At 59.5% G+C, this 25,484-nt stretch carries 23 protein-coding genes and 2 pseudogenes; 20 read left to right on the top strand and 5 right to left on the bottom strand.

What is annotated here, in order from left to right; all coding sequences use genetic code 11:
• The first annotated feature begins 125 nt into the window (after positions 1–125).
• The 6 genes from BN2475_RS19925 to BN2475_RS19955 all read left to right on the top strand — a co-directional run bounded on the left by BN2475_RS19925 (position 126) and on the right by BN2475_RS19955 (position 7,295).
• Complete coding sequence (locus tag BN2475_RS19925; RefSeq protein ID WP_094781223.1) at positions 126–1,043, top strand: LysR family transcriptional regulator; 918 nt, start codon at positions 126–128, stop codon at positions 1,041–1,043.
• An 808-nt stretch (positions 1,044–1,851) separates the two neighbouring features.
• The gene (locus BN2475_RS33695; protein WP_159444584.1) at positions 1,852–2,124 is read left to right on the top strand and encodes a LysR substrate-binding domain-containing protein; all 273 of its coding nucleotides are present in this window, start codon (positions 1,852–1,854) and stop codon (positions 2,122–2,124) included.
• A 308-nt stretch (positions 2,125–2,432) separates the two neighbouring features.
• The gene (locus tag BN2475_RS19935) at positions 2,433–2,741 is read left to right on the top strand and encodes an EthD family reductase (RefSeq protein WP_094781334.1); all 309 of its coding nucleotides are present in this window, start codon (positions 2,433–2,435) and stop codon (positions 2,739–2,741) included.
• A 711-nt stretch (positions 2,742–3,452) separates the two neighbouring features.
• Positions 3,453–4,688, top strand: coding sequence for an MFS transporter (locus BN2475_RS19945; RefSeq protein ID WP_094781226.1), 1,236 nt, complete (start codon positions 3,453–3,455; stop codon positions 4,686–4,688).
• A 57-nt stretch (positions 4,689–4,745) separates the two neighbouring features.
• Complete coding sequence (locus tag BN2475_RS19950) at positions 4,746–5,672, top strand: LysR family transcriptional regulator (protein ID WP_162844491.1); 927 nt, start codon at positions 4,746–4,748, stop codon at positions 5,670–5,672.
• A 90-nt stretch (positions 5,673–5,762) separates the two neighbouring features.
• Positions 5,763–7,295 carry an amidase gene (locus BN2475_RS19955; RefSeq protein ID WP_094781228.1) on the top strand — a complete coding sequence of 511 codons (1,533 nt, stop codon included), beginning with the start codon at positions 5,763–5,765 and terminating at the stop codon, positions 7,293–7,295.
• Between the two features lie 221 nt (positions 7,296–7,516).
• On the opposite strand, the gene BN2475_RS19960 is transcribed toward BN2475_RS19955, so the two are convergent.
• On the bottom strand, positions 7,517–7,771 hold the full coding sequence (locus tag BN2475_RS19960) for a YkvA family protein (RefSeq protein ID WP_094781229.1): 255 nt from the start codon (positions 7,769–7,771) through the stop codon (positions 7,517–7,519).
• Positions 7,772–8,475: 704 nt separating this feature from the next.
• Between BN2475_RS19960 and BN2475_RS34305 the strand changes: the two genes are divergently transcribed.
• Complete coding sequence (locus BN2475_RS34305; protein WP_159444585.1) at positions 8,476–8,700, top strand: hypothetical protein; 225 nt, start codon at positions 8,476–8,478, stop codon at positions 8,698–8,700.
• 23 nt (positions 8,701–8,723) lie between these two features.
• Here the strand turns inward: BN2475_RS34305 and BN2475_RS19975 are convergent, their stop codons facing one another.
• Together BN2475_RS19975 and BN2475_RS19980 are read right to left on the bottom strand one after the other, a co-directional pair.
• The gene (locus BN2475_RS19975; protein WP_094781232.1) at positions 8,724–8,936 is read right to left on the bottom strand and encodes a hypothetical protein; all 213 of its coding nucleotides are present in this window, start codon (positions 8,934–8,936) and stop codon (positions 8,724–8,726) included.
• Between the two features lie 421 nt (positions 8,937–9,357).
• Positions 9,358–9,804, bottom strand: coding sequence for a hypothetical protein (locus BN2475_RS19980; protein WP_094781233.1), 447 nt, complete (start codon positions 9,802–9,804; stop codon positions 9,358–9,360).
• Positions 9,805–10,067: 263 nt separating this feature from the next.
• Here BN2475_RS19980 and BN2475_RS34855 point away from each other — a divergent pair.
• The 13 genes and pseudogenes from BN2475_RS34855 to BN2475_RS20040 form a co-directional block, all read left to right on the top strand.
• Positions 10,068–10,154, top strand: a pseudogene (locus BN2475_RS34855) (IS6 family transposase); the annotation flags it as partial.
• A 966-nt stretch (positions 10,155–11,120) separates the two neighbouring features.
• Positions 11,121–11,921 (top strand): right-handed parallel beta-helix repeat-containing protein, encoded by an 801-nt coding sequence (locus BN2475_RS19985; protein WP_342744643.1) that lies wholly within the window; start codon positions 11,121–11,123, stop codon positions 11,919–11,921.
• Positions 11,922–12,480: 559 nt separating this feature from the next.
• Entirely contained in the window at positions 12,481–13,317 is an 837-nt protein-coding gene (locus BN2475_RS19990) for a HalD/BesD family halogenase (protein WP_143325824.1), read from the top strand.
• Positions 13,295–13,864 carry a GNAT family N-acetyltransferase gene (locus BN2475_RS19995; protein ID WP_218023706.1) on the top strand — a complete coding sequence of 190 codons (570 nt, stop codon included), beginning with the start codon at positions 13,295–13,297 and terminating at the stop codon, positions 13,862–13,864. Before BN2475_RS19990 ends, BN2475_RS19995 begins: the two co-directional genes overlap by 23 nt.
• Positions 13,861–15,138, top strand: coding sequence for a hypothetical protein (locus BN2475_RS20000; protein WP_094781236.1), 1,278 nt, complete (start codon positions 13,861–13,863; stop codon positions 15,136–15,138). The genes BN2475_RS19995 and BN2475_RS20000 overlap by 4 nt, the downstream gene beginning before the upstream one ends.
• 2 nt (positions 15,139–15,140) lie before the next feature.
• Positions 15,141–16,328: an NAD(P)-binding domain-containing protein gene (locus tag BN2475_RS20005; protein WP_094781237.1), complete on the top strand. Its 1,188-nt coding sequence runs from the start codon at positions 15,141–15,143 to the stop codon at positions 16,326–16,328.
• Positions 16,329–16,383: 55 nt separating this feature from the next.
• Complete coding sequence (locus BN2475_RS20010) at positions 16,384–17,403, top strand: AAA family ATPase (protein ID WP_094781238.1); 1,020 nt, start codon at positions 16,384–16,386, stop codon at positions 17,401–17,403.
• The gene (locus BN2475_RS20015) at positions 17,400–18,266 is read left to right on the top strand and encodes a DUF58 domain-containing protein (protein WP_094781239.1); all 867 of its coding nucleotides are present in this window, start codon (positions 17,400–17,402) and stop codon (positions 18,264–18,266) included. The genes BN2475_RS20010 and BN2475_RS20015 overlap by 4 nt, the downstream gene beginning before the upstream one ends.
• Complete coding sequence (locus BN2475_RS34310) at positions 18,263–19,210, top strand: calcium incorporation protein MxaA (protein ID WP_159444586.1); 948 nt, start codon at positions 18,263–18,265, stop codon at positions 19,208–19,210. Before BN2475_RS20015 ends, BN2475_RS34310 begins: the two co-directional genes overlap by 4 nt.
• Positions 19,207–20,205: a vWA domain-containing protein gene (locus tag BN2475_RS20025; protein WP_094781241.1), complete on the top strand. Its 999-nt coding sequence runs from the start codon at positions 19,207–19,209 to the stop codon at positions 20,203–20,205. Before BN2475_RS34310 ends, BN2475_RS20025 begins: the two co-directional genes overlap by 4 nt.
• Positions 20,202–20,765: a tetratricopeptide repeat protein gene (locus tag BN2475_RS20030; RefSeq protein ID WP_094781242.1), complete on the top strand. Its 564-nt coding sequence runs from the start codon at positions 20,202–20,204 to the stop codon at positions 20,763–20,765. Before BN2475_RS20025 ends, BN2475_RS20030 begins: the two co-directional genes overlap by 4 nt.
• Positions 20,762–21,811, top strand: coding sequence for a vWA domain-containing protein (locus tag BN2475_RS20035; protein WP_174641994.1), 1,050 nt, complete (start codon positions 20,762–20,764; stop codon positions 21,809–21,811). Before BN2475_RS20030 ends, BN2475_RS20035 begins: the two co-directional genes overlap by 4 nt.
• A complete protein-coding gene (locus BN2475_RS20040) occupies positions 21,804–22,802 on the top strand; it encodes an isopenicillin N synthase family dioxygenase (protein ID WP_159444587.1) in 999 nt (332 codons plus the stop codon). The genes BN2475_RS20035 and BN2475_RS20040 overlap by 8 nt, the downstream gene beginning before the upstream one ends.
• A gap of 57 nt (positions 22,803–22,859) precedes the next feature.
• Here the strand turns inward: BN2475_RS20040 and BN2475_RS35670 are convergent.
• Together BN2475_RS35670 and BN2475_RS20045 are read right to left on the bottom strand one after the other, a co-directional pair.
• Positions 22,860–22,970 (bottom strand): annotated as a pseudogene (locus BN2475_RS35670) (IS6 family transposase); the annotation flags it as partial.
• A gap of 15 nt (positions 22,971–22,985) precedes the next feature.
• A complete protein-coding gene (locus BN2475_RS20045; protein WP_094781244.1) occupies positions 22,986–25,418 on the bottom strand; it encodes an AsmA family protein in 2,433 nt (810 codons plus the stop codon).
• Positions 25,419–25,484: the final 66 nt, after the last annotated feature.

Below are 25,484 nucleotides of genomic sequence, written 5' to 3' on the forward strand. Positions count from 1 at the left end.
CTCCGAGGCGAGGGGAAATCAGGCGCGCAGCAGACGCGTTAAGGGTGACGGAGCCGGAGTCGTTTCTAAGTACTTGAGGGGGTAAGATATTGCGCGATGCAATATCTTTTTTTCAGGTGGACCTCATGGCCTTGACCCTCCGGCAGCTGAAATACTTCGTCGCCACGGCTGAACTCGGTCAGATTTCACAGGCGGCCATTCAACTGACCATTTCGCAATCCGCCGTGACCAATGCTATCAAGGAGCTGGAGGACAGCCTCGGCACGCAACTATTCATGCGCACAGCTTCCGGGATGACCTTAACCAATACCGGGCGGCGTTTCCTCAACCAGGCGTATACGATCCTTTCGTCGGTGGATGAGGCAATGCGTATTCCGAACCTCGAAAGCACGCTTACGGGCACCCTGACGCTTGCCGCGAGCTACACCGTACTCGGCTATTTTTTGCCGCATCATCTGCAGCGCCTGAACACGCTCTATCCGCGGCTCACCATCCAACTGCACGAGTTGAACCGCGAGTCGATAGAAGAGGGGTTGATCGCGGACCGATACGATATGGCCGTGCTGCTCACATCGAACGTTGCGAATCCGGAGTTGGTACTTGAACCGGTCATTCATTCGGTGCGGCGCCTGTGGCTGTGTGCACAACACCCGTTGTTAAAGCGCGAGAACGTTACGCTTGCCGATGTCGCTGCCGAACCGTTCGTGATGTTGACCGTCGACGAAGCGGCTTTTACGGCTTTGCGCTACTGGAGCGAGACGCCGTACCGACCGAATGTGAAACTGCGCACATCGTCCGTTGAAGCGGTACGCAGCATGGTGGCAAACGGAAGCGGCGTGGCGATTCTGTCGGACATGGTGTACCGGCCGTGGTCGCTGGAGGGCAGGCGCATCGAGACCATGCAGCTACGCGATCCGGTGCCGCCGATGAGCGTGGGCCTCGCATGGCGCAGAAGTGCCGAGTTAAGTCCGGCGATGCACGCGGTACGCGAGTACTTCCGGCATACGTTCATGGAACCTCGGGCGTTCACCGGTAATAGTTGAAGTACGGCAGCGGTGTATATCGCCGCACAAGCCTTTTTTTGCGCGCAGACAGCCAGCAGCAATCGTGATCGTTTCGTTGCGGTCAGGCAACGGACGATAGAGCAGTTTCTGTGACTGGCTCAAATGAGGTCGCTTATGCCGATCGTGAATGGGCACTGAGCGTGCAACCAATCGAGGCCCGCGTCGGACGGAATGCGGACCTTTGCAGCCGTTGCGCATCGATGCACGTGTCACCGGCCGTGACCACAGACAAATGTGCCGCCTCTGCCGTTGCAGAAGTTCACGCCTTCCCAGCGGAACTGACGTAGCGCGAATATCACTAGCAAGACACTCAATATAAGTAGAAGAGCCAGCCCTTTGTTCATATTCCTCTCTGAGCACATCTGCTACCGGCATCTTGGCTCATTGCGAATGGCCGCTTTGGCGACGACCAAAGGTCTCCTTCAGGTCGCGTGCCGCCGATTGCGCAGGCAGAGGGCGGGCAAGGTGCAGTCGTTCGACGGCATCCCTGGATTCACCACAATCGACACACGAGCGACCTGGCGTTCGCGTCACACCTGCCTGGTGTCTGGAAAGTGGCTTTGCGCAGATCTGCGTCGGACGAAACCCAATCTCAAAGACGTGCGCCGTCCGCGAAGACCTGTTTCCTGATCAACACGCGAACGGATCGACGCAAGCCGGTGGGCCAGAACGGATCGGCCCGTACCAATCGATCGACCGCGTCCGGCGTATCCGCTTCTACCAGCCAGAGCCCGCCAGCCGACGTATGAAGAGGGGATGGCAGCACTTCCCCAGGCGCAATGGATCGATGAGGTGGCCCCCGCACGGTGGGGGCTTCGCTGCCGTGGCAGTCAACGATGCGGAGTCGCTTCTGCAATGTGTGCAAGCCGGGCTCGGCCGGTCGTTGTTGCCATGTATCGTCGCCGATCGCACGGCGGGGCTTGCGCGCGTCGACTTTGGTGGCGCAGCGCTACTCGAGCGCGAAATCTGGACGTTAGCCCATCCAGACGTGCGGCACCTCGCGCGTGTATCGGCAGTGCTGGCGTGGATCGAAGCGACGCTGGCCAACGGCGAAGTGTAGTCTCATGGTCTAGCGGTTGGGCTCACCAGTCAGCCGACTCAGCAAATGGGTTGCATGAGTCGCTGTTTGCCAGGCGTGTCGCAAAACCACGTTGTCTCGCGCTGGTCCGCTGATTGTCAACAATCGTGAAAGGTTTCGATGCGAATTAACAGCCAGCGTAGAATCCAGACTCAAATCTCAACAAGGTAAGACGGTTCTCTACGCGAAACCGTACCAATCCGGCATGATCCCGGCCATCGGTAGATTGGAGTGCGAGACGCTCATTCTGTCGTGCACCGATCTTGCCGGGTACTCAAGGAGACATGACTATGGCAAAGCTCGTCGCACTATACAAGACGCCGTCAAACCCGGACGCATTTGACGCGCACTACTTCTCGAAGCATGTGCCTCTTGCCAAAACGATATCCGGGCTTCGGCGCTATGAAGTTAGTGCCGGGCCGGTAGCGACCCCGCAAGGGGACTCCCCGTATTACCTCGCAGCGATCCTGAGCTTTGATTCGATCGATTCCCTGCAACAGGGACTCAATTCACCCGAAGGCCGGGCGACAGCGGGCGATCTGGCCAATTTCGCCCAGGCCGGTGTCGAGCTTCTCGTATTCGACACCAAAGACGTTTAAACACGGGTCAGTGTCTTGGTTGCATACGTCAGTGTCAGCCAATACGTCTAGCACCGGATAGCCAGTCGCTATCCGGCTGGGCTCCTGCCATGCATTGCGGCGGCCGATTGCGCCTTGCCGTCGCTGACGCCAAACGTCGACGCGCGCAAGCTCCGCCGTGCGATCGGCGACGATACATGGCAACAACGACCGGCCGAGCCCGGCTTGCACACATTGCAGCAGCGACTCCGCATCGTTGACTGCCACGATAGCGAGGCCACCACCGTGTGGGAGCGCCTCATCGATCCATCGCGTTAGGGCAAGCGCTGCCATCCCGTCCTCATACGTCACCCACGGAGATCCAGCGCCTCGTCCTTGCGAGCTTCCGGCACATACACCGCATAGCGAAGCATGCCGATTCGGCGGGCAAATACGCGGTTGCCTACTGCATCATCGGGTCTCGGCGCCGTCTACTGCTTTCTGAGTATCGGGAGGGCTTGCAGATAGCTTGCCGCGCCAGCAACAACCAGACAGCGCCCACGCTAGCCCCGACCACACTCGTGCATTCGATGATTCACCAGGCCAAAGTGATTTTTCGGGAACGAAGCCATCGGAATATGTCACTTGTCGGGGCATTTGTGGCTGCCTAGCATCGGTCCGACTGCTCGTGGTGGGCACACCCGGCCACACCGGCGCGAGCCCCGATCCTCTTCCCTCTCGACGGACCTCACGATGATCGAAGCCAACCAAAGCCGGCGAGCGCGTTACGCCGTGTTCGCGCTGCTCTATCTCGGCTACTGCATTTCGTACATCGATCGCTCCGCGATTGCGCTTTCGCTGGTCGCCATCGGCAAGGAGTTCAACGTCGGCTCCGCGGCGCTCGGCGTCGTGATGAGCACGTTCTTCATCGGCTATGCGGCGATGCAGATTCCGGGTGGATGGATCGCCGACCGCTGGGGCAGCAAACGCGTGATCGTCGCGTCGGTGGTGTTCTGGTCGCTGTTCACGCTGCTCACCGGGCTGGCGTGGTCGCTCGCGTCGCTGATCGCGATCCGCTTCATCTTCGGCCTGGGCGAAGGCGGCTATCCGGGCGCGGCCATCAAGGGCGTGACCGAATCGTGCGCGCGGGTCGACCGTCCGAAAATGACCGCGCTGCTGATGTCGTCGAACTATGTTGGCAGCTTCATCGCGCCGCTCGTGATCGCGCCGCTGATCCTGCTGCTCGGCTGGCGTTACGCGTTCGTCGTGGCGGGCGTCGCCGGCGTCGTGTTCGCGCTGGTCTATCTCTTCGCCGTGAAGGACACCTCCGCCGCCCGTGGTGCAGCGGGAAACTCGAAGCGCGTCGACGGCGCCGCGACCCGCGCGCTGCTCAAGATGCCGCTGATGTGGAAGATCCTGATCACGTGGTTCGGCATGGGTATCGTCAGCAAGGGGCTCGACGCGTGGATGCCCGCCTACCTGCTGGCCGAGCGCCATCTCGACCTGAAGTCGGTCGGGATGCTCACGCCGCTGCCGTTCGTGGCCGCGAGTATTTCGACCGCGCTCGCCGGCTGGATTTTCACGCGCTGGTTCGACGGCCGCGAGAAGTGGCTGATGGCCGCGTGCTGTGCGATCTCCGGCTTCTTCCTCTACGAGATGTACACGGCGGAAACGGTGACGGGCGTGATCGCGTATCAGTCGATCGTCTACTTCTTCAAGTCGTTCGTGTTCGCCGGCGTGTTCGCACTGCCGACCAGGTTCCTGCCGCAGAAGCTCATGGGCACGGGCGCGGGCATGGTCAACTTCGGCGGCCAGGTGGCAGGCTTTGTCGCGCCGGTGGTGATCGGCCTGCTGGTGTCGATCACGGGCAATTACGACGCCGTGTTCGGCTTCCTGATCGCCGCAACCTTGCTCGCGCTCGGGGGCAGCCTGTCGATTCGCCTCGCGCCGGAAGCGACCCGGCGTCTGGCGACGATGGAAGAAGCCTGACGGTAAGCAAGCCGGGCGCTATGATGCGGGATACCTGGTCATTGCGTTGAGTACATGATGAGCGCTCGCATCCTTCAGGAAGCCGCCGTCCGCTACTTTCTCGAAGTCGTCAATACCGGCTCGGTCGCCGACGCCGCGACTCGCCTCAACGTCGTGCCGTCGGCCGTGAGCCGGCAGATTTCGCGCCTCGAAGACGAACTCGGTACGCCGCTGTTCGTGCGCCAGTCGCGCGGCATGGTGCCGAGCAAGGCGGGCGAAATGCTCGCCGCCTACGCGCGCCGCTCGCAACTCGATGCCGAGCAGATTTCGCTGGAAATCGACGCACTGCGCGGCGAAACCGAGCGCACCATCCGAATCGCGTGCACGGAAGGCTTCGCCGCCGGTTTCCTGCCGCAGACGATGGCGGAGTTCCGCCGCTCGGTCGCGCCCGCCTGCTTCGAAGTCGTCGTCGATACGGCTGCCGGCGTCACGCAGCGCGTGCGCGAGGCCGAAGTCGACGTCGGCCTGACCTTCAGTTTTGGTCCGGCGAAGGACATTCACGTCGCGTTCTCCATGCCTTCGCCCGTGTTCGCGATTGTCGCGGCATCGCATCCGCTCGCGCCGGCATCGCAGGTATCGTTTCGCGAACTGCTTGCTTATCCGCTTGCGTTGCCGGGCATTCATTCGACGCTGCATAAGCTCATCGACATCTATTGCAGCCGCGAAGGCGTCGCGTGCAAGAGCGTGCTGAGCAGCGCCACGCTCGAAACGCTGCTCGGCTTCACGCTGGCGAGCGATGCGGTGACGTTCGGCGGCGAACTCTTCGTGCGAGCGCGGCTCGCGGCGGGCGAACTCGTCGCGTTGCCGGTGCCCGAACTGGCGACGAGCGAGCGCGCCATCGAAATCCAGACGCTAGTCCGACGCGAGCTGCCGCCGCTTCTGCAATCGTTCATCGAGCGCATGAGCAAGGCATTGCCACCGCCCGCGTGCGTTGTCCAAAAGTGAAGTCACCGTTCGATAAACATCACTGGCCTGCCAATTTCGCGTCGTCTACATTGAGCGCACTCTTCGCTCCGTCGTCACAAGGACCACTCGATGAACGACCGTCACGAACTCACACGCCATAGCGCCGTCGCGTTGCGCGCGCTCTTGCTCACCCGCGACATCTCCGCCGTGGAACTTCTCGATGCCTGCATCGCGCGCATCGAATCGCTCAATCCGTTCGTCAACGCCATCACCGCGACCAGCTTCGAGCGCGCCCGCATCGAAGCCCGCGCCGCCGATGACGCCCTCGCGCGCAGCGAGTCGGTCGGGCCGCTGCACGGCTTGCCCATCGGCATCAAGGATCTGGAAGAAACCGAAGGCATCCTGACGACTTACGGTTCGCCGCTCTATCGCGCGAACGTGCCCGCACGCGACAACACGCTTGTGCGCCGCCTGCGCGCGGCCGGCGCAATCGTCGTCGGCAAGACCAACGTGCCGGAAATGGGCGCGGGCGCGAACAGCTTCAATCCCGTGTGGGGCGCGACCGGCAATCCGTTCGATCCGCGCCTGAACGCGGGCGGCTCATCGGGCGGCTCGGCCGCCGCGCTCGCGCTCGACCTGGTGCCGCTCGCGAGCGGCTCGGACACCGGCGGCTCGCTGCGCATTCCGGCGTCTAAATGCGGCGTGGTCGGGATGCGCACGTCGCCCGGTTTGGTGCCGAGCGACCGCAAGCCGCTCGGCTGGACGCCGCTCGCCGTCGTCGGGCCGATGGCTCGCACCGTCGAGGACGCCTGGCTGCAACTCGCGGCAACCGTCGGCCAGTCGGACAGCGATCCGCTCGGCTATCCGTTCGCGATGTCGCCGACGATGGATGGCCGCGCGAGCGTGAACTTGTCGAAGCTGCGCGTGGGCTATACCGAGGACTTCGGCGTCTGCGAAGTCGACGACGACATCCGCGCCGTGTTCCGCCGCAAGATCAACGCGCTGCAGCCGCACGTTGGCGTTTGCCAGCCGGTCGAGGTGGATTTCGAAGGCGCGCATCGCTGCTTCGACGTGCTGCGCGCGGAGGCGTTCGTCGCGGGACTGCAGAAGGCTTACGAAACCGTTCCCGATTTGCTCGGCCCGAATCCGCGTGCGAACTACGAAATGGGCATCGGCATGAGCCTCGCCGATTGCGTGCGCGCGCACGCCGATCAGACGCGTCTGTTCCGCCGTTTCCAGACGCTGTTCGAGCGCTACGATGTGATCCTTTCGCCGACCACGCCCGTCTCGCCATTTCCGTGGGCGCAGCCGTATCTGAAGTCGTTGAACGGCGTTTCGCTGGAGAACTACTACCGCTGGCTGTCGCTCACGTATGTGGTGACGCTCGCGACCAATCCGGCGCTGTCGCTGCCGTGCGGTGTCGATCATCGCGGCATGCCGTTCGGGCTTCAGATGATCGGCGGGTTTCGCGGCGATCTGGCGCTGCTCGACGCGGCACGCGCGTTCGAAACGCTGTTCGCCTCATCCGATGAAACGCGCCGTCCGGTGCCCGATGTCGCGCGGCTTCGTGCGTCGGATGTCGATTTGCGGTCCATCGTCACGCATCCGCCGGTACTCGATGCCACGTCGTCCTCAGCCGATACGTCGGCTTCCGCCGTCTGACCAACTCGAAGCATGAATTGACAACAATTAAACCTCGCATCAGCAGAACTAGCTTAGCATTGGGGTTACCGCGCCACGAAGCGCGCGATCTCTCGCAGTAATTGTGCGCGCCGTCCTCTCCTGACCGGCGCGCTTTTTTTTGCACACGTGAACCTTACTTGATTCGCTCTTCAATGGCCTACCAGCCTTTGCGCAGGCTGAGATTCATCTGCGGCGATGGCCTAGTACGCGCGGCCTCTGTTGCGCAACTGAACCGGCAGGCAGCGTAGCATCAGATGCAATGCCATTGGCACGAGTACGCCATCGTCGATGACGCCGACAAAAGGAATGGCGATATTGAAAGGAGCGATGGCATAAAGCGCCAGTACTGCGGTAGCAGGCATCAGCCAACCTGGGCGGTCGGGATGACGTAACGCAAACAACAGTACCTGCAAATCGCGTTTGACGACGTTCCACAGCAAAGCGATACGTTTCATGGCATTGATTCCTCCGTGAAATCTTCCCGATGTCCGTGCGTCTGTCCGCGAGACCGGACTCCGTTGCACTTCAAACTGCGTCTCAATCGATGATGGCGTTGTCAGATCATGCGCCGCGGCGCAACGCTATCGGCCGGATCCATCTGCGAGAAAGATCATGTTCGGGATTTCGTTCGCTCCGGCGTGCGCCCCATGCGGGTGTGCTGGGCTAGAACAGACTAGCGACTATCGCTACGGCTGCGAACAGACCACATATAACGCCGACTGCTCGACCCAGCAAGAGTGCATTGAGATCTTCGTCTAAAAGAAAAACATCCCGCCGGGATCGTAAGAGCGTTTTGAAGAGCAATGGCCTTGGAAACAGGATGCAGGAAGCTATCACCCCTGATATGGCCAGCCGGACAGCGCCGGTCCCGTAGTGTCCAGACGGAATCGAAAAATAGGTCATGACGACCGCCAGCGCCGCGGTTATTGCGCCGCCAAGCAGTACGCCTACGATGAACCGATCCGATGAGTGGCCGTGCATTTTGTCGCTTTACTGAATATGATCTACTACCGGGTTGCGACTCTCCAGCCGACCCATGCGGTGTATCTCAGGATTTAAGTGACCGCGCCTTGCGGTGCGGTTGCGGATTCTGTGTGCCTCAATCGATAGCATAGGCGAGCTCATGCCATCGGCGCGATGTCCTGGAGCCCTGTCCGAGATGACCGCGCGGAAATTTCATCTGGCGGATCTCCGCAAGCGCACGGGCATCGCCGTCAACGTTTCCGCAGCTTCGCTTCAGTACAACGTCCTGAACTCGACCTGCATCGTCAAGCAGGACGCGCACGATTGCTTTGCGCGGCCCGGAGCTGGAGCCAATCGCATTTCCCAGCAACTTGTCTATCAATGCCATTATCTTGAGCGGAAAGTAACAGAGCACGCATGATTGCGGCACATGCTTGACCGGCGTCAGCCATGCCCTTTTGCCTGCGCAAGCCTCAGTGCGGTGCTTGCCCGGCGTTCCTGCGCTTGCGTCAACAGCGCCTGCAATGTCACCGCGAATATCAGCACCGCTAACCCGGCGATGATGACCCCGAGAACCAGATTACGCCGGTTCCTGGCGTCAATGACATGCGACTTCGCCGGCGTGATCCAACGAAATGCTGAGCTGACGCTACGCATATCGCACTAGCAACACGGCAGCAACCATTAGGAGCACGGAAAAAACCATGACTGCGCTGTAAGCAGCACGCGAGAATTTGTAAATAACTTCCATGACACGTAACTAAATGTGACTATCGACGGCCGTATGATAGTCGTGGCCGTCGATGGAGATATTTAGCAATTGTGAAAATTAGCTCCGCGGTGCTTCTGTGCGTGATGGGGGCGCAGCAATCGTTAAAGCAGTCTCCAGCACTCGTTTGGTGGGGCCTACTGTGGCCACTTTGGCGTCTATGGGCAGTCTTCCAGGATTGCCAAACCACTTCTCCTGCTCTCACGCCATTCGTAATCGGCTTTGCGGCGGAACACCTTGTTCCACCGCAATTACTATCGATCGGGCGCGACGCTCCCCACGCATTGGTGACGCGAGTCGCAGACTAACTTACTGGCACGTCTTGCCGTGATCGGCATGGTAGCCCTTGGCTTTTGCGTCCCCTTCGCTCATATACGAGCCGTGCTTCGTCTTGCCGTAGTACTGGTCTCCCGGGCAATGGTAAACCTTGGTGCTGGTGTTGGCCCAAACCTGTCCGGCGCCGGCGCCAGGAGCGGGCGCCATCGCCGCGGCGGGCGCGGGCGCAGCAACCGCTAGCGGCTTTGCTGCGGGCGCAGACGCTGGGACCACGCCAGCAGTCGCTCCAGCGTTCTTGTCAACGCCATGATGACCGCGACACGCTCCCTTCATGGTTGTACCGGAGTAGGTCGTGCCGTCCTTGCAAATGGCGGTGACCGCTGGTTTGGCAGGAGCGGCAGCGGGTGCGGCTGTCTGTGCAAAGGTCGTCGACGCGACAAACAACGTGCCGAAAGCGGCGATCAAAAGCGACTTCTTCATGTGATCTCCTGATGATGCACGAAGGTACGTGCGTCTCCGATTAACGTGCCAGCAGCAGAGTCGATGACCACCGTGAAGGGAATAAGCGTTAACTATTGTGAGGTCGTCGCGCACCAAAGAGGTTTTAACAAATGACTCTGGGGGCCGTTTACTTTCGATGAATGCTGTTAACTGTTAACCCGATCGTTGTTTCGACGACGAAAAGGACATGGCCAAACCCATACTCGACGACGAAGTTTGGGCAAAGGGACGCGTTCATATAGATGCATATGATCATCAAAGGGCAGATGCAGCGTACTCGCGGAACCCATCCGTTCGCCGCTGATCAATTCCACGGCCTCGCTCCATAAGCAGTACTTCACATGTCGATAACGTTCGCCCCTTGATCGTTACCGCGACAAACCCATGAAACCTCGTGACGTACTGACCGATCCCGTCGGCTCGGACGAACGGGACTCGCCGCAGCGATAAATTCCCTGAAAAGTCTCATTCAGGTCTTCGGCGCACACGGCCGCGATCGGCTACACTTCGCGCTCAAGCGGGCTGCCCTCAAGCATGGCCGCAACATGCGTTAGCGACAGACCGCGCTCGGTCATCATTTCAGCGATGTCTCAAACGTTGAGCGTATAACGCAGATACCACCGCGCGCAAAGTATGATAGTTCGCGGTCGAAGCGGCGCCCGTCGAACGACTTGTCGATATCTTTCAACTTACCCATCGGCTCGTGCTCATCAAAAGCTCGAGCGTAACGGACCGCCGCACGCGAATTGCATCACGACTGTCTTTCAAGCAACAAGGGGCCGCTGGAATAGTGCCGAAGGTGCGGAGAACGTTCAGACGATCCGCGGCAGTGCAACACGACAAGCGAGCATATGAAAAACAACACTCGGTGCGTCGCAGCGACACCGGTTACGCTCATGGGTGCAGTGCCAAGGTATGCCGGACCCAGCGGCGCACTCACTTGGCCGGCCAGTGAAACCGGTCGAGAGACAAGGCGGATTCAACATCCGGGTACCACGTCAACCAGATATAACGACAACAAACCCATGCCGTGCGGGGAGGTGTTTGCCACTGTGTGGCATGGTCCCCGCGGTGCCTTTCAACAAGCTGTCCGGTGACGATGTCCAGGCTGACCCGCAAGGCATCCCGGCGACCCGTGTGGCGCCAGGCGGTGGCGACGCATCGGTCGTGTCTGCGGCAGGCGAACCCTGCCGATCTGCAATGAAACGGGTGGACATCGTTCGAAAAATTGCATGGACGGCGACAGCCGCCGCCGGAGTAAGTGTCGCTGCGTGCGGAGGCGGTGGTGGCTCCACGTGATCCAGGGCGGTGCCAGTGGCGGCATCTTTGTTTTTGGTGGCACCAATATCGCGATTGCGGGCAACAAGGTGAAAGCGACGCTCGCGGACGGTATCCATATCACACATGGCTCGCAGAACGTGCTCGTGCAGGGGAACACCGTGACGGGCAATGGCGACGACATGATAGCGGTGGTGAGTTACCAGGGCGACAGGGTGCTGAGCCGCAATGTGCTGGTGACAGGCAATGCACTGTCGGGTAACTACTGGGGCCGGGGCATATCGGTAGTCGGGGGAGCGGACGTGACGATCACCGGCAATACGGTGCAAGGTGTGCAGAGGGCCGCTGGCGTGCTGGTCGCCCAGGAAGACAGCTGGACCACGTACGGTGCAACTAACGTTCTGATTACGAATAACGTGATCTCGGATATACAGAACTCGACTAACATAAATAACGGGCTTGCTCCGAGCCAACAGGCCGCAATTGAGCTCGATACCGGATCGGGCACGGTGACCTTCGTCTCCGTGACTGGTAACCAGGTTTCGCGTTCGGCCTACGCAGGCTTCCGCGCGTTGGGGAACGTGTGTCAGTTCCGCGTTTCGGGCGATGCGTTCACGGCGATAGCAGGGACGCCAGTCTCGCTGCTCGCGACCGGCTGCTCGCCCGCTCAGATTAGTATTAGCGGCACGAACACGCTGGACGGCAATGCGCTGGTACCGCCGGCCGGATTCTCGGCGACGGGCACGCTTAACGTCACCGGTGCGGATGCGACGCTCATGCCTCAGATCAAAACCTACTTGATGCAGCCGCAAAACTGAAGTTGAGAGGGCATGGTGTTGAGGGCATATGACTTTGCGTGAGGCAGAGGCTGATGACTGCCACCGGAAAGCGATGACCGTGATAAAGCGATTTGACTTTCTTCATCGCCAGATCTGACGTCACGGACCCAGCAATGTGACAAAACCGGCTTGTTCAATCGGTTGGACATCCATATCTAAAATAAACGACTCGATAAGGAGTTATTTTGGTAAGCATAAGTTCTGATTTAATTATCGATTACGTGACAGTTCGCGCCACGTTTATGTGACACTGTGTTAATGAAAGATGCAAAAAATAAAGAAAGTATAAATGGTCTCATGCTGGCTCCCCTCTGCATTTCACGCTGCATCAGCGATGGAATCAAAATTCGGACCGAATTCGAACTTTTAACAATTTCTGGCATTTCTTTTGCTCTTTCTTCAGGGCGCCAGGTTCGCATCGCAGAGTGAATATCTACTCCTGGTACGCAATTCAATTGCTCGCGTCTCGCCTCCGATTACATCTCGCCCGAGCATTTGGGCTGATGAAGTAACTTAGTTATACTAAGGGAGCTAAGCTATGGTTATAAATGATGATATCCATAAGGCTGGCAAAAGTATAGCCGAGCGACGAAACTCAGCTAATTGGGCTGTCGAGCTTTGGGATCTGATTACACCAAAAATATACGACCCGAATGTCCTTCAAAAGATGCGCGATGATTTCGTGCGCATGGGGTATGTCAGATTTCCCGCGCTCGTGACATCGAGAGTGTTGGACTCTATCAAGGATGAACTCGTCGAGCTACTTCAGTTTGCGGTTCGCCGGAACTTTGAAATGCCCGGTTATGAGACCCCGCGCAATCTGTCGGTGCTCGGTGGTTCGATTATCAAATCGTATTCACCGCTTCTCTATAGTCTGTACCATCACTATGCGTTGCGTAGTTGCGTGGAAAGCGTGGTCGGGCGAGCGATATTTTCCTGCTCCCATCCGGAAGAATTCATGGTCGCGAATTTTCTTCATCACGATGGCGACACGCACGGTTGGCACCTGGACGATCCGGCCTATGCCCTTGTGATATTCCTGGAAATTCCGGGCGACGACGGTGGCGGCGATCTTGAAGTCATTCCGAACTGGACCGATCTGTGTCACCGCAAGAACCGGAAACCCGATGACTCCATTACTGATTTGATCGCCTGGGCCACGGAAAACGGTCTCGTTGACCGCTATCGTCACGAGCCAGGCGACGCCTACCTGTTGCGCGCTGACATGAACCTGCATCGGGTCGCACCGCTCATGCGCGCCGGCGAACGACGATCGGTTGTGAACCTGGCGTTCGACAACGTTTTGAATGCGACTCGCGGACGGACGGCCGACATCCTTTATGGAGGCCAGCATGGCGTCGAACAGCTGCTATGACAGTGGGTGCCCGCTGAAGGATAGCGACGAAACGCCGGATGATTCGCGTTCGGACGATGTCGTGGCGTGGCAGGAGTGGAGTTTTGCGACGATGCCGATCGAGCATCTCTATGCCGCAATAACCCTGCGGGAAAGCATATTTGTCGTCGAGCAGGATGTTCCATACCTTGACGCCGATGGTCGAGATCCGCTTTGTCACCACATAGCCGGATTCGTGGACGATCAACTCGTCGCCTATCTGAGAGTCTTGCCCAAAGGTCTGTTTGAACCGGGATTCCATAGCTTCGGGCGAGTTGTGGTCCATCGAAGCCGACGGCATGCTGGAATCGGTCGCCAGCTTGTCGCTCGTGGACTGGCCTATATCAATCAGCGCCAGGATGGCGTGCCTATCAAGATCTCGTCTCAGCTTTACCTGAAAGATTTCTATGGCTCGTTTGGATTCGAGCCTCGTGGGGAACCGTATATCGAGGACCGTATCCTTCACATTGAGATGGTCTGCGATCGGTCTGGAGCGACCGCGCCTTCACTATCGCGGCGGCGCCAATGAAGTCGGCGCGCCTGTTTGAACTTCGCTTCATCTCCAGCCAGAAATCGCGAATCTATGCACTCGCAGCGACTGTGTTACCGACACTGGTCGTGTGGTTACGCAGCGGGGGATCTATTGAGTCTGTGTCTGTTTCGGTCATAGGCATCTTCGCGTCGGCGTGGCTGCTGGTTCGGTTCTCGGCCTGGATGATACGTGTCGACGATGCGATCAATCTGCGCTCGGGCCGGGTTACGCCGGGTCGTCTCGTGCGGACCGGATTTCACGTTCCAGTTGTCGTGGTCTGCGCGATACTTACGAATGCCCACCCTGGATCCAGTGCATTCGACACGACGGGATATTGTCTGCTCGTCGCTGCATCGAGTGGCATGCACGCGATTGCATTCGGTCTCGCTTACCATGGTCACGGCGACCGTGCGGGCAACCTGATACTTTCACTCGCGATCTCCTCATGGCTCGTGGCCGCCTGTGCTATCGAGCGATCAGCACTGTTTTTTGCGGGGCTGTGCGGCATCGTATTCGTTGCCCACCTCGTTATGGGCATGCTGTCGGATCTGCGATCGATCCGGTATCCGCGCAAGGGTATTGGCGTCTTTTTCGGGACGTTTAATCCGGTACACAAAACCCACCTCCAGATCCTCCATGATGTGCTGGATAGCCGGCGGCTAGAGAGGATCTACGTCCACTGCACCACGGTGCCGAAGCTTCATCGGCTGGCGCTGGAGCGTGGTGAGATCGAGATAAGCCACGACGCCGGGATGAGGGTCTATAGCAAGACGGATCGCGCGGACCCCGCAAAGAATTATTTCCCGACCGGCAACCGGTTCTACGAATACGAACTACGGCGTGAGTTGCTGCGGGCCTCGGTCACTGACTCGGATCTTGGCGATCGAGTGACCGTACTGGATCTGCCTGACATCTACGAGCGCGACGGATTTATCGGTGTCCTGAACGAAGTGAAACGGCGGCACCGGGGCCTGCCAGTACATGGACTGCACGGCAGCGATACGGGCGGCATGTGGGTCAGGCATCTATTCGACGACAGCGGCTGGATCTACCCTTGTGCCGTCGTGCGATCGGATCAGGTCTCGGCGACCGCAATACGCGGTGGTGCAATCGGACTGACGTCGAAAACAGTCGAACAGTTTTTAGCTGCCGCGCGGTCTGGTGATGATTTTGACTTTCCGTCGGGATATAGATTCGAGCAAACCCGGGATCAAGCTCGACCTCAGAGCGAGTGTGGGCAGAAAACCGTACGTCGCGCCGTCACGGAGTAAATATGCGCAACCATGTCGATATCGCGATTGTTGGAGCCGGACCTTTCGGACTGTCGATCGCCGCCCATCTGCGCGGATCCGGCCGGTCTTTCCGCATATTCGGTAACCCGATGCAGAGTTGGCGTACGCAAATGCCAAAAGGCATGCAGCTGAAATCGGCTGGCTTCTCTTCGACAATATGCGATCCGGGCCGGGTTTTTACGTTGCGCCATTTTTGTCGGGAACAGGGTATCCCGTATCACGACGTCGGATTGCCAGTACGACTGGATACCTTTTCTGCCTACGGACTCGCATTCCAGCAGCGCTTTGTGCCGGAACTGGAGGATGTACGGGTCGATATGCTCGAACAGTCTCCGAAAGGCTTCGCGCTACGACTCGACAATGGCGAAGCACTCACCGCCCGGAAGGTCGTGCTCGCAGTGGGTGTCGATTACTTTCGTCATATTCCGGAATCGTTGATCCACCTGCCGACGGACCGGATTTCACATAGCGCCGAGCATCACGTGCTGGACCGGTTTCATGGCCAGCATGTGACTGTACTGGGCGCAGGGGCGTCTGCGTTTGATCTGGGCGTGCTGCTGCGCGAAGCCGGTGCGACGGCGCTCGTGATCGCGCGACGTCCGGCGGTCAAGTTCAATCCAGACGAACCGCTCAAGCGCGGCCTGCGTGAGAGCGTATTGAGGCCGATGTCAGGCGTTGGTCCAGGCTGGAAACAACGCATTTGCACCGACGTTATGCCGCGGATCTACCGTTATCTGCCAGACGACACCCGTGTGCGAACTGTGAAAGAGTTTCTTGGCCCGTCAGTCGGATGGTTCATGCGCGAACGTGCAATGTCGGTGCCATTACTCCTGGGACAGGAGATCGATCAGGCCGAGTTCGTCAATGACCGAATCCAGTTGCAACTGCGAAGCACGGACGGCAAGAGGCAGTCGGTTGTGACCGATCACGTGATTGCCGCTACCGGATACCGCAACGACGTACGCAGGCTGTCATTTCTGAGTCCAGTGATCGTGGGCAAACTGCAATTGCTCGAACAGTCGCCACGTTTGTCCGCGTACTTCGAGTCTTCCGTCGGCGGTCTCTATTTTACCGGTCCGATTTCAGCAACAAGCTTTGGCCCTGTCATGCGGTTTGCGTACGGGGTGGAGTTTACTGCCCCCAGAATCGTCAGGCACCTCGCTGCATAGATATCCCGTCCACGCCCATAACCGGGCGACTCAGAACCCTCAAACGGAGGACCCAATGCTGTCCGATGAAGCATTGCAAGACTGGCGTTCACAGGCGCTGCAACTCGAGGCTGAAGTAGGGAAGGTGGTGATCGGGCAACTGCCGATCATCCGCTTGATCAACATCGCACTTTTTGCACGCGGTCATGTGCTGCTTGAAGGTGACGTCGGCGTCGGCAAGACAACCATTCTGCGGGCCTTCTCACGCGTCATCGGCGGCGAATTCGAACGTGTAGAGGGCACCATTGATCTCATGCCGGGCGACCTCGTCTACCACACGTACGTCGATGCCGAGGGTAAGCCTCGCATCGACCCCGGACCGTTATTACGCCATGGCGAACGGCTCACGACGTTCTTCTTCAACGAGATTAATCGCGCCCGCCCGCAGGTTCAGTCGTTGTTGCTGCGTGCGATGGCCGAGCGCTCGGTGTCGGCGTTCAATCGCGAATACCATTTCCCGCATATGACGGTATTTGCTGACCGCAACAAGGTCGAAAAGGAAGAGACGTTCGAGCTCGCCTCAGCCGCACGCGATCGTTTCATGTTCGAACTGAGCATGCCGACACCTGCGGACGCGCAGGTTCGTAGCAGGCTCGTGTTCGACCCGATGTTTCATGATGTCGATGTACTGCTCGAGCAGGTTACGCCTGGTTTGCTCTCGTGGCGTGACCTCAACGCGGTCGGCGCAGCAATTCAGCGCCACGTCAGCGCCAGTGAGACGATCGAAAAGTACTTGCTGCAATTATGGGAGGCGACAGAGCAACCGGCGCGCTACGGCATACGGATTGACGATGTCGATATCGAGCAGTTGATCCTTGCGGGTGCAAGCCCGCGGGGAATGAGTGCGCTGTTGCGCGCTGCGCGGTCGGCCGCGTGGCTTTCCGGTCGATCGCATCTGACGCCCGAGGACATTCACGCGGTTATGCCAGCGGCGCTCGCGCATCGCGTGTTTTTCACGCCGATATATGAATTGCGCCGCGCCGAACTATCCGAGGCGCTCATCAGCGAAATCCTGCGGCGCGTCGCAACCCCATGAATACCGTTCACGAATTTCATTATCGGATCACGTCGCGTATCAGCGGCCATCGCCCCGGATCGCACCGCGGCGCGAGCCTTGGCGCCGGTCAGGAATTCGCGGCGCACGCGCGGCTCTTTGACAGTCCGGACCCGCGACGGCTCGATCTGCGTGCGAGCCTGCGGAACGTGCGCGAGGAGTGGTTGGTACGCACCTATCGACAACGTGCGGCAGTGTCGGTGCATGCGGTGATCGATGTCTCGCCCTCGATGCATTTCGGTTCGAGTCGATCGAAACTGGAGGTGGTTGGCGATTTCGTCGCGTCACTAGGGCGCAGCGCGTTTCGGGTTGGCGATCCTGTGGGCATGCTGGCATTCGACACCGTTGTACGCGATGACCTTTCTCTGCCGCCAACACATAGCCGAGGTATCGGCCTCGTCATGCAGCATATGTTGCGCAACTGCCGCCAGATTGAAGATCGAAAAGGTAGTGGGGGGGCAGGGTGCCAGCGCTCGCTCGCTCGGCTTGCCGGACGGCCAGCGCTTGTGTTTCTGGTTTCAGACTTTCACTGGTCATTGGACGTGTTGCCCACACTGATTGCGTCATTGGCCTCCGCCTGTATCGTGCCGATCGTCGTGTGGGATCCGGCGGAGCTGGAACCACCGTCGCGCAATGCCTTGTTGATGCTGCGTGATATGGAATCGGGCCAGCGGCGCACGCTATGGAGACGTCCAGGGATAGAAGTCCAATGGCGCGACGCCGTGATACGCCGACGCGCAGAACTCGATACACACTTTGCCGGCCGATCGATGCGGCCTTTTTACGCCATTGGGACGTTCGACCCAGAGGCTTTGTCACGCTACTTTTTCGAGTCGATCTCATGACGATCCCCCTTCATCTTCGCCGGTTACTATGTAGCGCAAATCTGGGCAAGATCGTGGCGGTGTTCCTCATACCAGCACTAGTGCAGATTGCGGCAATCAGCTCGCGCGCCGCGACGACGCCACCCGCAATTGATACTGTGCCGGCGACGGTTGAAGAGCCACGCGGATTCGGCTATGTGCTCGGCGACGTGGTTACGCAGCGTGTCTTGTTAGAGGCAGGCGGACACGCACTTGAGCCCGGTGCGCTACCGCCACTCAAACGTACCGGTGCATGGCTCGAGCGCAGGGCGGCAAGAGTGGAAACGAATGCGAACGGGGAACAGTGGGTGGTACTTGAGTACCAGATCATCAATGCGCCGCCGACATTGAGCGTCATCACATTGCCAGCGCTGACGTTGCCGGTCCGCTCAGGGCCTGCGCTGAGCGTGCCGGAATGGCCACTCAGTGTTGCCGCTCTTACGCCGCCCACTGTGTTTGGGAAAGGCGACATGCTGGAGCTGCGTCCCGACCATGGGGCAACGCTCTTGCCGACGTTGTCGTTGCGTCGCCAGCTTGCCGGCTCGCTAGCCGTTCTCGCCGCGATCCTGCTCGCGTGGCTCGCGTGGTGGGTCTTGCGCAATCGTCACGATGCGGCACACCTGCCGTTTGCGCAGGCGTGGCGGAAACTGCGGAGCTTCAACGCAAACGAGGTCGCCCATCAGCCCGAAGCATGGGTGCACATGCACCGCGCGCTGAACGACACTGCGGGACAAGTCATTCATGCGGGCCTGCTCCATCGCCTGTTTCGCCGCGCACCGCATCTGAGGCCGTTGCAGCAGCAACTTGAAAGTTTCTACGCCCATTCGGGCCAACGCTTCTTTGGGCGCTCCGCGACTGACGCGCATTATCCATTGCTCGATCTGTGCCGTGCCCTGCGTCGCGCGGAGCGGCGTGAGAGGCGATGATCATGCAAGTCGATTTCGCTAGTCCATGGATGCTGATGTGGTTGCCACTGGTCCTGCTACCTTTGTTACGCTGGCGCAGGGACACATTGGGATTTCCCTACGTCGCATGGTTGCCCGCCGATCGTCTGGGACCGGTGGTCAGTGCCGCCTGGCGCGGCGTCGCGATGCTGGCGATGTTGCTCATCGTGATTGGCCTCGCCAATCCGCAGCAACCCGCAAAGCAGGTGGTTCGCGTGGGACGTGGCGCGGAATTCATCATCTTGCTGGATCGCAGCGCGAGTATGGACGCCATTGTCCCGCCGGCCGGTGTGAGGGGCGCAGGGGCCCTGTCCGAAGGCGAGTCGAAGGGCAAGGCCGCACGCGACGTTCTGAGCCGGTTTGTCGCGCGACGGCCCCATGATCGGTTTTTGTTCATGATGTTCGGACTCAATCCCCTGCTCGCGGTGCCGTTCACTGGGGACAACATGGCGATCCAGGCAGCCATCTCCGGTACCGGGATAGACCGTGGCATGCCGGACACCAGAATCGGAGCCGGGGTGCTCGCCGCGATCGACCAGTTCGATCATCGCGCCTACACCGGCAATCGCGTCATCCTGCTGGTGTCGGACGGCGGAGACCACCTCGAAGCGGAAATGCGTACCCGTATCGCAGCCGGTCTCGAACGCACTGGCGCCACACTGTACTTTGTCTATCTGCGCAGCAGCGCAAATAGCGCCAATCTCAAGGCGATTGCACCCAGCGACGAGAGTTCCGAGGAAGTTGAACTACATCGTTTCTTCCTCTCCCTGAAAACACCTTATCGTCTCTACCAGGCGGACAACGTTAGCGAAACAGCTGCCGCAATGGCGGATATCGGAGCGCAACAGAATTTCCCCGTGTCATACGTTGAACGATTGCCGGCGCGGGATCGTAGTTCGTATTGCTTTGCTGCAGCGCTGCTGTGCTGTGCATTCCTGTTCGGATTCCGGTTTGTTATTTTGCGGAGCTGGCTATGAAGCGGCGTTCGATCCACCTGTTGTTTGCCGCCGCGACATTGTGTGGGGCGGCGTGGTGCGCGTATCAAGGCTGGCTGCTGCAGCGCGCGCTCGACACCAATGCCGCAGTGGTGCGTGCAAGTGAGAAGCCGTCCGGAGAAAACCCCAATCGTGCAACTGCGAACGATGTAGCCGAAGTGAGGCTCGCACGAGCTGTCGCATTGTCGAAGGCAGGTAAATACGACGCCGCATCGAACCTCTTTAACGAATTGGGTCATCAGGAGCCGCTCGGAGAAACCGGTCGTGCCGCGCTTTTCGATCTTGCGAACATGTACATGCGTGAAGGAATCGCCAACGGTGCCGGCAAGCCGGGCACGTCGACGCCTTTGATCGAACTCGCCAAACAACGCTATCGTGATCTGCTACGCGTTTATCCAGACAATTGGGATGCGAGATACAACCTCGAGCGGGCACTCTGGCTAAGACCCGAGCACCCGGATGCATTTGACGCCGCAGCCCAGCAACCGCACGAAACGCGCAAACTGAAGTTGCAGGACGTCACCGCCGGGGACCTGCCATGAAGCGAGTTTTGGCGTTGCTTCGCTCGTTCGACCAAAAGCACTGGATGACCGCGGCAGCGATAGTAGCCCTTGGCACCGCGATATGGATGCCCGACATAGTGACGACACGTCATGTTTTCACGTACGTCGTGACCTTCGACATTACGCAAAGTACGAACGTCCCGGACGTTACTCTGAACGGTGTACCAATGAGCCGCCTGGCACTCGCCCGTACGGCTGCACACGATGCGTTACAGCGCATGCCGTGCGGTTCCAGGATCGGATGGAGCGTATTCACCGGCAACCGGTCATTGCTGCTACTGTCGCCCATCGAGGTCTGCGCGCACTACGATGTATTGCAGTCATCCCTCGATGGCATTGATGGCCGGATGCGCTGGGCAAACGCAAGTCGCATTGCGAACGGCGGCCTCTATTCAGCCGTAAGGCAGGCGGAGAGACTCGGACAAGGAACGGCTGTGGTGTTCATCACCGATGGTCAGGAGGCGCCGCCGCGACTTGCGGGAGACACATCGGTACTTGACGTGAAGCGTGGTGCGGTCAACGGATGGCTGATCGGCATGGGGGGAGAGCGGCCTGCGCCTATTCCGAAAAGCGGTGCCGATGGTCGCCAGAGCGGATATTGGCGCGCGAGCGACGTCGTTCAAACAAGCGCGATGCCTGGGGCGCCCATCGATCCCGATAGTCATGAAGAGCTGTCGGAACTCCGCGAAGCCTACCTGAAGGCGTTGGCCAATGAGATCGGCTTTAACTACAGTCGATTGTCGACACCGGCCGCGCTCGAGGCCGCGCTACTGGATCCACGAATGGCCAGGCCTGAACCGGTTGCCACTGACATGCGCTGGTGTCCCGCTCTGGTCGCGCTTGTTTTGCTGGCGTGGTGTTTTCTTCCGGGGCTGGATTGGCGGCGCCTGGTTTCGGATCGTCTCGCCAGGGAATCGAAAGCCACTGCTCCAGGCGGCTTTTGGAGTCTGCGTGCACATAAGCCACATCCCGTTAGTGATGAACAGTGGGTCACCACCTTGGTGGAGGAGCGTCATCGTGGATAAAGCAAACCTGCCGATCATCGACATTGGCGCACTCAGGCATGGGGACAAGGAGGGAAGCCAGCAGGCAGCGCAACTGATTGACCGGGCGTGCCGGGATGTCGGGTTCTTCCTCGTGGTCAATCACGGGATTCCGTTCGATAGCATCAAGGCCACTTTTGAACATGCGCGGGCATTCTTCGATCTGCCGCTAAAGGAAAAATTGACGCTGTCCCTGGAAAAGCATAGCAATTGCTTTCGCGGATATGCGCCCGTTTTATCCGAACTGGCCGATGGCAAGCCTAACAGCTATGAATTGATGGAATTCAGTGTTGAATTCGAGCACGACCACCCGGATGTGCTGGCGCGCAAACCGATGCACGGACCTAACCTGTGGCCGGAACTACCTGGTTATCGTGCTGCGCTCACGCGTTACATCGAACATATGATTCATCTTGGCTTCGATCTTATGCGCGGCATTGCAATGGGTCTGGGGCTGGAGGATGATTTTTTCAGGCGCGCCTTTAATGGACGACCTTTCTGGCAGTTCCGGACTGCACATTACCCTGATCCTGCCTCCCTTCGAGCGATGTCGTCTGCCTTTCCGCATGTTGGTCAGGTCCCGCAAGTCGAGGTTGGCGACCAGAGCTGCGGCGCCCACACGGACTACGGATGCCTGACGATGCTGTTGGCTGACAGCCCGGGGCTTCAGATTCTGACAACCGACGGCGAGTGGGTAAGCGTGCCGGTCGTGCCCGGCGCATACGTGTGCAATGTCGGGGACATGCTGCAATATTGGACGCGTGACACGTATGTCGCGACGCGGCATCGCGTGATGACAGAAGGGGAAAGAATTTCCCTCCCATTCTTTTTTCAACCCGATTACGAGACGATCGTCGAACCGCCTGATTTATTTCCCGTTTTGTCCAGCAAGCCGTTTCCCGCCCTAAGGTATGGGCCTTATGCGTTCGAGAAATATCGGGGAATCTATCCCGGTGCGGTTTTCTCGCGGTAACGCGCACTACGCGTTCCGTCCTTCTCCGGACTCCGTCCTGTCCATCCACGAACTCGCGCGCCGCTTCTGCAACAGGATGCCGAGTTCGACGCCGTGCCACTCAACAGCGCGCCACAGCAATCAGGGTTCGCCGCGTCGAGTCACGCGCATCTCGTCGAGGGGCCACATGTGGCCGTTTGCTCGTCAACTTCCTGTGTGATCCGCTGAGTTCGCTGGGCTTTGCAGTGCCGCACCGCCGTTCGACGGCGTGGTCTTCTTTGACGGTGCCGAGGACCTCGACGCCGCCACTGCTGGTGTGGACGCAGACGGTTCGGCGGTGGCTGCGCCCGGCGTGCCCGCCGGCAGACGCAGCCCGCTGGACCTTTGGCGCTGGCCCGGCGGCGGCGCTGTCGGTTGTTCTGACTGCATGGCCGTCATCAGTTGCCCGCATGGCAGCGACTTGTGGTTGCTCGGCGCGATCAGCGGAATCAGCGCGGCAAACGGATTGATCAGACCAAGACCGATCATCGCGCCTCCGCGCAGCGCGAGCGCGGTTGTATTCACGCCGACATGGGGATTCTTGAAAGTGCCCTTGACGTACAGCGGCGAGCGCAGCGTGAAAATGCGGAAGCCCTTCGTGTGTGGATGAACACCGAGGTCCATCGACTCGTTCTTCATGTTCACCTTGCCGCCGATATTGATCACCGCGTCCTGCGTATCGAGCGCGAACACGTGCGAATCGAGCACGCCGTCCGTCACGACGAAATCGGCGGCTGCACAGTTGATATACACATCGCGATTGCCGTAGAGCTTTTCGTAGACAACGTTCGCCACGTTCAGGCCCGCTTCTTCCATTAGCAGACGGCTGATCGTGCCGTCGGTGACGAGCAGCTTTACCTCGCCGTTGGACGTTGCCGCGAGCGCTGCCGGCGTGTTGCCCGTCGCTGACAGCTCAGCGTCGCCGTCGATTTCGCCGAGCGCGCTCTCCATTGTTTTCACGGTCGGCAGCAACTGCTTCAGCTTGAGATGGCGTGCTTGCGTCGAGAAGCGGCCCTTGAGCGGCGTCGTGCTGCCATTGAGCTGGATGTTCGACGCGAGGGCGCCGCCTGCGACGCCGAACTTCAGCGGCTCCAGCGACAGCACACCATCCTTCATCACGACGTGCGTGTACAGGTCAGTAATGGGTAGTGCGGGATCCTTGATCATGCGGCGGCCGGTGAACTTCACGTCGGCGTCGATCGCTGTCCAGCGATCCGTCTTGAACCCTTCGGTCGGTACCGCCTTGTATGACGGCTGGCGCGCCGTCTCGCCGCGCCTCGCTTTGCTCGCATTGCTATCCGCGCCGATGACCGGCGCCAGATCCTTGAACTGCAACAGATTCGACACCAACTCGCCTTCGATCAGCGGACGCGGCTGCCGCTGCGTGTACTCGACCGTGCCATTCACATCGCTGCCGCCGACGCGGCTTGTAAAGTGTTCATAGCGGAGCACGCTGCTACCGGACCTGATGTTGCCGATCAGGTGGCCTTCGGTTGCATAGGGCGGCGTCTGGGGCAGCGTGATGCCCGTCAGCTGATACAGACGATCGAGGCTCGAGCCTTGCAGCCACAGTCGCAGATCGACGGCGGCCAGATGCGCGGGGTTGGTGACAGTGCCGACCAGCGCGACGCGCAGGTCGCCCGCCTTGAAGTCGGCTTGCACGGGGATGGGACGCGAGGTGTCTTGCAAGGCGAGCACGCCGCCGAGTTTGCCACTGCCCGACACTGGCGAGTGCTTATACGTGCCATTCGCGCTCCAGCCGATGCCGTATTGCGGCACGCTCTTCTGTTGCACGACGGCCGTGGCCGTTCCACTTGCCGCGGCTGGGCCAGGCGCACGCGCAGCGCCGGAAGCGACAACGGACGACGACCCTTCCGATGCTTTCGGAGCAGCCGCTTTCGCCTGCGCGCTCAGTTGTTTCGCGCCTTCTTTGCCGACCGCATCGGCCGACGCGCCGCGTGATTTTTCTTCCTGCTGTTTGAGTGCTTCGCCGATCGGGATCGGCTGGCCGAGTGTATTGAGGACAACCTGCATATCAATCTTTAGCTGCTGGTCGGATAACGCGATGTTCCCCCGATTGAGCCAGATGTCATGCAGGTCGAGCTTCCACTCCAACGGTCGCGCCGAGGATTTCAGCTTGAACGTCCAGTTGTTGCGTCCATCGACGAGTCGCTCGAGGTCGATTGCCGGGTTCGTCAGAGTGATCGTCGGAATGATGATGTCGTGCGTGAGCAGCGGAAGCACTTTGACCTGAAAGTCGATTCTGTCGAGGGTCGCGAAGTGCTTGTTTTTCGTCCAATCCGGATTGGCGATCGTGATATGGCGTGCGGAAAAGCTCGGCCAAAGCACCCACGCGCGCCAGCCCGTTTCCCCCGCGGGACGATGCCAGCCCACAGTCAAATCGCCCTCGATCGCGAACGGGCGACCGATCGCTTCGCTTGTTTTCTCGTTGACGAGCGGCCGCGCCAGATTCCAGTCGAATGTGAAAATGAATAGCATGAGCGCCGCGATCAGAATGATCAGCACCGCGACGATCCACGCGACAACCTTGCCTATCGTTCTGCCAACGGTCATCCCGGGCGAGTGCAGTACAGCCATGGCGGTCCCGTCGAGAATACGAACGTTACCTGTCGGTGCAGCACGCAGTGTGCCCACGTTGCTTCG

It is taken from the genome of Paraburkholderia ribeironis (assembly GCF_900019265.1).
Lineage (GTDB): Bacteria > Pseudomonadota > Gammaproteobacteria > Burkholderiales > Burkholderiaceae > Paraburkholderia > Paraburkholderia ribeironis.

What these genes read in the sequence shown, in the direction of transcription:
- BN2475_RS19925 (WP_094781223.1), top strand. Translation starts at nt 126, where the DNA reads ATGGCCTTGACCCTCCGGCAGCTGAAATACTTCGTCGCCACGGCTGAA.
- BN2475_RS33695 (WP_159444584.1), top strand. Translation starts at nt 1,852, where the DNA reads ATGAGGTGGCCCCCGCACGGTGGGGGCTTCGCTGCCGTGGCAGTCAAC.
- BN2475_RS19935 (WP_094781334.1), top strand. Translation starts at nt 2,433, where the DNA reads ATGGCAAAGCTCGTCGCACTATACAAGACGCCGTCAAACCCGGACGCA.
- BN2475_RS19945 (WP_094781226.1), top strand. Translation starts at nt 3,453, where the DNA reads ATGATCGAAGCCAACCAAAGCCGGCGAGCGCGTTACGCCGTGTTCGCG.
- BN2475_RS19950 (WP_162844491.1), top strand. Translation starts at nt 4,746, where the DNA reads ATGAGCGCTCGCATCCTTCAGGAAGCCGCCGTCCGCTACTTTCTCGAA.
- BN2475_RS19955 (WP_094781228.1), top strand. Translation starts at nt 5,763, where the DNA reads ATGAACGACCGTCACGAACTCACACGCCATAGCGCCGTCGCGTTGCGC.
- BN2475_RS19960 (WP_094781229.1), bottom strand. Translation starts at nt 7,771, where the DNA reads ATGAAACGTATCGCTTTGCTGTGGAACGTCGTCAAACGCGATTTGCAG.
- BN2475_RS34305 (WP_159444585.1), top strand. Translation starts at nt 8,476, where the DNA reads ATGACCGCGCGGAAATTTCATCTGGCGGATCTCCGCAAGCGCACGGGC.
- BN2475_RS19975 (WP_094781232.1), bottom strand. Translation starts at nt 8,936, where the DNA reads ATGCGTAGCGTCAGCTCAGCATTTCGTTGGATCACGCCGGCGAAGTCG.
- BN2475_RS19980 (WP_094781233.1), bottom strand. Translation starts at nt 9,804, where the DNA reads ATGAAGAAGTCGCTTTTGATCGCCGCTTTCGGCACGTTGTTTGTCGCG.
- BN2475_RS19990 (WP_143325824.1), top strand. Translation starts at nt 12,481, where the DNA reads ATGGTTATAAATGATGATATCCATAAGGCTGGCAAAAGTATAGCCGAG.
- BN2475_RS19995 (WP_218023706.1), top strand. Translation starts at nt 13,295, where the DNA reads ATGGCGTCGAACAGCTGCTATGACAGTGGGTGCCCGCTGAAGGATAGC.
- BN2475_RS20000 (WP_094781236.1), top strand. Translation starts at nt 13,861, where the DNA reads ATGAAGTCGGCGCGCCTGTTTGAACTTCGCTTCATCTCCAGCCAGAAA.
- BN2475_RS20005 (WP_094781237.1), top strand. Translation starts at nt 15,141, where the DNA reads ATGCGCAACCATGTCGATATCGCGATTGTTGGAGCCGGACCTTTCGGA.
- BN2475_RS20010 (WP_094781238.1), top strand. Translation starts at nt 16,384, where the DNA reads ATGCTGTCCGATGAAGCATTGCAAGACTGGCGTTCACAGGCGCTGCAA.
- BN2475_RS20015 (WP_094781239.1), top strand. Translation starts at nt 17,400, where the DNA reads ATGAATACCGTTCACGAATTTCATTATCGGATCACGTCGCGTATCAGC.
- BN2475_RS34310 (WP_159444586.1), top strand. Translation starts at nt 18,263, where the DNA reads ATGACGATCCCCCTTCATCTTCGCCGGTTACTATGTAGCGCAAATCTG.
- BN2475_RS20025 (WP_094781241.1), top strand. Translation starts at nt 19,207, where the DNA reads ATGATCATGCAAGTCGATTTCGCTAGTCCATGGATGCTGATGTGGTTG.
- BN2475_RS20030 (WP_094781242.1), top strand. Translation starts at nt 20,202, where the DNA reads ATGAAGCGGCGTTCGATCCACCTGTTGTTTGCCGCCGCGACATTGTGT.
- BN2475_RS20035 (WP_174641994.1), top strand. Translation starts at nt 20,762, where the DNA reads ATGAAGCGAGTTTTGGCGTTGCTTCGCTCGTTCGACCAAAAGCACTGG.
- BN2475_RS20045 (WP_094781244.1), bottom strand. Translation starts at nt 25,418, where the DNA reads ATGGCTGTACTGCACTCGCCCGGGATGACCGTTGGCAGAACGATAGGC.